The organism is Pseudorhodobacter sp. W20_MBD10_FR17 (assembly GCF_052119765.1).
Taxonomy (GTDB): Bacteria; Pseudomonadota; Alphaproteobacteria; order Rhodobacterales; family Rhodobacteraceae; genus Pseudorhodobacter.
In genome coordinates this window covers 1-3302 of sequence record NZ_JBGQOQ010000088.1, presented here as the reverse complement: position 1 = coordinate 3302, position 3302 = coordinate 1, and the positions used below count along the sequence as shown (strand labels likewise).

The window sequence follows — 3302 nt, the reverse complement described above, 5'->3', positions numbered from 1 at the left end:
AAACCCGCCCGCGCTTTCCTCCTTGTCGGATTTGTCGCCGCTGCATCTCGCGATGACAGCAGCCACAAACCTTAGACAAACCTGCCGTCGACACTTTTGGTTTGAACGTCCGCTATCCACGCCTTTCGCCAGCCGCAAAAAACAACGACGAGAAAAGGACTATCGCTGCAGTCTGAGATGCCCGGCACCACTTTGTTCAACCATAGGACTCGGCCGCCTAGATTGTGCATTTGGTCGTCTATGCACTACTCCAAAACGGCGGAGAACCCATCCGGTCCGGCCAAGAAGTCCAGAAAGCTTCTTACCTTGGCAGGTAGATAGCTACGATCTGCGTAGATAGCCTGAATATACAATTTCGGCCACGCAACGTTGGGCAACACTGCTTCAAGTCGGCCGTCTCTCACATCGTCCTGAGCGGCCCAGTTCGGAAGCATGGCAAAGCCCATTCCTGCAACAGCGGCTTGATGAAGAATGCTCTCGTTGGCGCTTACCAAAATTGGCCGGAGCCTAACATCCACCCCCTCCTCGCCCCCAAATTTGATGCGCCCGTCCGCTGCAACTTGGGAATAGGCAAGCATCGGGGCGTCGTTGAGATCGTCTGGGGTTTTGGGACGGCCAAAGCTGTCTAGGAACTTAGGAGCTGCCACCATTCGAAATGTGACCTCTGCTAGTTTTCGCGCGATCAACCCATCGTCCAATTTGAACGCAACGCGCAGCGCCAGATCAACGCCTTCTTCTACCATGTTGATTTTGCGGCCGCTCAGGTCGACATCAAAAGTCACATGTGGGTTCTGCTGATGGTAGGCGGCCAGAATTTTCGCAAAGGCTGGATTGGACATCCAGACAGGCATCGACATTCTGAGTGTGCCTCGCGGCGAAAGGCTGTCGGAGGTCAATTGCGCTTCGGCCTCAGACAGTCCGTCAAGTAAAGGGCGGATCGTCAGCAGGTACTGTGCGCCTGCCTCGGTCAGACTCACATTCCGGCTATTGCGATTGAGCAGACGCGCACCGACACGCGTCTCAACATGTTTAACGTGTTTGCTGGTCATCGCAGGCGAGAGGCCAAGGCGCTCTGCTACGACAGAAAAGTTTTTGTGCTCAGCGACTTCGGCGAAAACGCGCAAGCTTAGCAGTGTGTCCATCATCAACCCACAGGGAATGCTCAATCAACAAATAGCGTAATGATGTCGATTTTGGAAACGTTTATCACTGCCTTCATCACAACACGCTGCAGAAGCGATTTCAGGAAAGAAAACGACATGACAACGATTGACACAAACCCCGTACAGACCAGCAAGGGTTGGAATATTGGCTTATGGGTCGCCCAAGCCCTTTTGGCTGCGATGTTCCTGATGGCAGGCGCCACAAAGCTGATGTCCGGATCGGCCGACTTGGTCGCGATGGGCATGGGCTGGGCCGAAAACGCGCCTTTCTTGCTGATCAAGTTCATTGGCCTTGCCGAGGTCGCTGGCGCGCTTGGTCTGATCCTGCCAACTGCGACACGCATCATGCCGCATCTGACAAAACTGGCTGCAGCCGGTCTTGCCGTGATCATGGTATTGGCAGCCGGCGTACACATCGTTCGCAGTGAGTTCGAGGTCGTTCCGGTGAACGTGATCCTGTTTGCACTGGCTGCTTTTGCAATTTGGGGCCGCACGAAAAAGGCACCTATCGCGCCGCGCGCTTAATCCACCCCTGCGCGCCCCGGTTTCTCCCGCCGGGGCGCTTTTTTGCTTCAAAAGGTTGCCTTCCCGTGCTCAATTCCATGCCTTCCGCCAATACAAAACTGTCTCCGCAATGTGACCGCCTGTCTTGGGGGCAGGTGGATCTTCAAGTGACCAACATTGATCGCGCAGTTGCGTTCTGGAGTTCGGCCTTGGGTATGATCGAGCGCAATCACGCAGCGCCGGGAATCGCGCTTGGCACCAAGGATCGCACGCTGATCGTCCTGCACCCCGGTGCGGAGACCTCTGTCAAAGCGCCCTTTACGGGCATGTATCACGTCGCGATTGGCGTGCGCAGTCAGGCGGAATTTTCCCGCACGCTTGCCCGTCTGATCCAGTCGGATGTGCAAGTCGGGCCAACAGATCACTTGATGGCGAAATCGCTATACTTCCAAGATCCCGACGGTTTGGAGATCGAAATTACCTATGAGACACCAGAACGGTTCAGCCATTTTGGCGATATGTCTCAGGGCCTTACTTTGTTCGATGCTGACGGCAACGCCCATTCTGGACGCGGACCGCTGGATGTGAGGGCCGAACTGGCCCATGCGGCGGGCGCAAACCCGATGACACCCTTGGCAGACGACAGCTACCTCGCGCATCTGCACTTCAAAGTTGCGGCGCTCGAGCCGGCTCTGGATTGGTTTGAGACCCTTGGGTTTGAACGCCACCTGACGCTGGACGCTTGGGGCTTTGCCGATATGGGCGCGGGCGCGCCTAACACGCACCGCTTGGCGATGAACACCTGGGCCGGGCCAAACCGACCGCCAATGCCAAAGGATATGGCGGGGTTGATGCAATACGAGTTGATCAGCCACGGCCCTATCGCCGTGTCACCGCACCTGCACCAAGACGGCGATGTACTGCGCGGCACCGATCCCGTCGGTGTTTCCGTTACCCTGCGCCCAAGCTGATAGGATTTCCCGATGACCCAACAACCGCAAACATACCGCCGGTCTCAGATCATCCTGCATTGGATTGTTTTTGCTGCGATCTGGGTGCAATGGCTGTTCAACGAGCCGATGAAACGCACCATTGAGGCCATGCAAACGGGCGCTACGCCTGCGGGCAACGACATGACCATGGCTTGGGTTCATGTGGCCTTTGGATCGACGATCTTTTTTGCTGTGATCGCTCGGCTCTATCTGCGCTTTCGCTTTGGCGCGCCGGGCCATGCACCGGGCACGTCCCCGATGCAGGCCACGATTGCCACGGTTGTTCACTGGGCGCTCTATTGCGCGCTGATTGGCATGGTGATCACGGGCGGCATGACCTGGAACGGTGTCGCTGATCTGGGCTATATGCACTGGCTTTTGAACATTGTGCTGTTTGCCCTGATCACGGCCCACGCTGCGGCGGCGATCTTCAACCAGTTCGTGCGCAAGGACGGCACGCTTGCGCAGATGATCCCCGTTCTCAGAAAGTGACCTTTTGGTCTTAAAACATCGCCTGCGCCGCGACGGAAAACCGCGGCAAGTACGTGATAGTTCAATACATCTGTTTAGGGCCTGTGGACATTCATCTTGAGGCAATCAAAGTTGCTGCAAGGTTCCAACTGGCTGTGTAGCTGCAGTCAGT

General features: G+C 56.3%; 4 protein-coding genes. 3 read left to right on the top strand and 1 reads right to left on the bottom strand.

The genetic code is table 11. The features are described 5' to 3' along the window. Positions 1–245 precede the first annotated feature (245 nt). Positions 246–1142, bottom strand: coding sequence for a LysR family transcriptional regulator (locus ACEN2J_RS20600; protein WP_442108600.1), 897 nt, complete (start codon positions 1140–1142; stop codon positions 246–248). 117 nt (positions 1143–1259) lie between these two features. Between ACEN2J_RS20600 and ACEN2J_RS20595 the strand changes: the two genes are divergently transcribed. From ACEN2J_RS20595 to ACEN2J_RS20585, 3 genes are all read left to right on the top strand, one after another. Further along, positions 1260–1688: a DoxX family protein gene (locus tag ACEN2J_RS20595; RefSeq protein ID WP_442108598.1), complete on the top strand. Its 429-nt coding sequence runs from the start codon at positions 1260–1262 to the stop codon at positions 1686–1688. Between the two features lie 77 nt (positions 1689–1765). Next, on the top strand, positions 1766–2638 hold the full coding sequence (locus ACEN2J_RS20590; protein WP_442108602.1) for a VOC family protein: 873 nt from the start codon (positions 1766–1768) through the stop codon (positions 2636–2638). A 12-nt stretch (positions 2639–2650) separates the two neighbouring features. After that, complete coding sequence (locus ACEN2J_RS20585; RefSeq protein WP_442108596.1) at positions 2651–3151, top strand: cytochrome b; 501 nt, start codon at positions 2651–2653, stop codon at positions 3149–3151. Positions 3152–3302: the final 151 nt, after the last annotated feature.

What these genes read in the sequence shown, in the direction of transcription:
- ACEN2J_RS20600 (WP_442108600.1), bottom strand. Translation starts at nt 1,142, where the DNA reads ATGGACACACTGCTAAGCTTGCGCGTTTTCGCCGAAGTCGCTGAGCAC.
- ACEN2J_RS20595 (WP_442108598.1), top strand. Translation starts at nt 1,260, where the DNA reads ATGACAACGATTGACACAAACCCCGTACAGACCAGCAAGGGTTGGAAT.
- ACEN2J_RS20590 (WP_442108602.1), top strand. Translation starts at nt 1,766, where the DNA reads ATGCCTTCCGCCAATACAAAACTGTCTCCGCAATGTGACCGCCTGTCT.
- ACEN2J_RS20585 (WP_442108596.1), top strand. Translation starts at nt 2,651, where the DNA reads ATGACCCAACAACCGCAAACATACCGCCGGTCTCAGATCATCCTGCAT.